This window comes from Bovifimicola ammoniilytica (genome assembly GCF_025567085.1).
Classification (GTDB): Bacteria; Bacillota; Clostridia; order Lachnospirales; family Lachnospiraceae; genus Bovifimicola; species Bovifimicola ammoniilytica.
In genome coordinates this window covers 1148-2164 of sequence record NZ_JAOQJN010000017.1, presented here as the reverse complement: position 1 = coordinate 2164, position 1017 = coordinate 1148, and the positions used below count along the sequence as shown (strand labels likewise).

1 protein-coding gene is annotated in these 1017 nt (G+C 33.6%); it reads right to left on the bottom strand.

From position 1 onward, the window contains the following. Positions 1-1017 (bottom strand): RHS repeat-associated core domain-containing protein (locus OCV48_RS13755; RefSeq protein WP_262559962.1); only part of this gene is annotated, 1017 nt, incomplete at both ends.

The window sequence follows — 1017 nt, the reverse complement described above, 5'->3', positions numbered from 1 at the left end:
ACAGCAAGATTTGCAAGTGTAAGCATTTTCTGAAGACTAAATCCAGGTGTAATTATTGTATTAATTGTTGCCTGGATTCCCTGTGCAACACTTGTCTCCATTAATGAGAAGTTGCCGGTTGGGTCTGTATACATTACAGGATTGCCATTTGCATACAGGTACTTATGAAGACTTACAGGATTATCAAGAGTTCCTGCATAAGTATCCATTGTTGTAAATGTACCTGTTTCAGGTGACATATATCTTGCTCTTAGATAGTAAAGACCTGTTGATTCATTGTACTGCTCACCGGTGTAGAGATAATCATTATCTGTATCTCCGGTTTTCTTTAATATTATACCATAAGAATCGTATGTATAGGTATCTGTTATTTTTGAATTTTCTACAAGTGCCGTTATTGAGCCATGTCCATCCTGAACGTAGATTTTGTGACAGTATGTTTTAGTTGTATTTTTTGTTGTATTTCCTGTCGCATCTTCTTGTACATCTGCTTGTATGTCTTCTTTTATATCAGCACTGATTAATTCAAGTCCTCTTGTATAATACTTGTTTATTTTATAAGTGTTCTCTGTATTCTTTGTAAGTTCTAATGCAACCTGAGTGAGACTTGTATATGTATCATTAAGATAGAATACTTTTTCTTCTTCATTTACCTGCTTACTGATTCTGTTGCCTTCGTAGTCATATGTATAACTTTCGATTGTGACAGCATTTCCACTGCTTACTGTTGCTGTTAAAAGCTTATTTTCTGCATCATATGTATATGTCTTGTCTTTGGTTCCATGTTCTGATGTAAGATTTCCATTGTCATCATATGTATAGTTAATTGTTAAAATATCTGCATTTGTTTCAGAAGCATTTACAAAACTTTCTGTCTCAGGAACTTTTACTGTTTCAGATTTAATAAGCTGATTAAGTTCATTGTATGTATAGATTGTGTTGCCAGTCTCTACATCTTCTGTATAATCATCTACATTACCTGTAACTTTTGTTGTCTTTCCTGTTCTGTTGCTTACT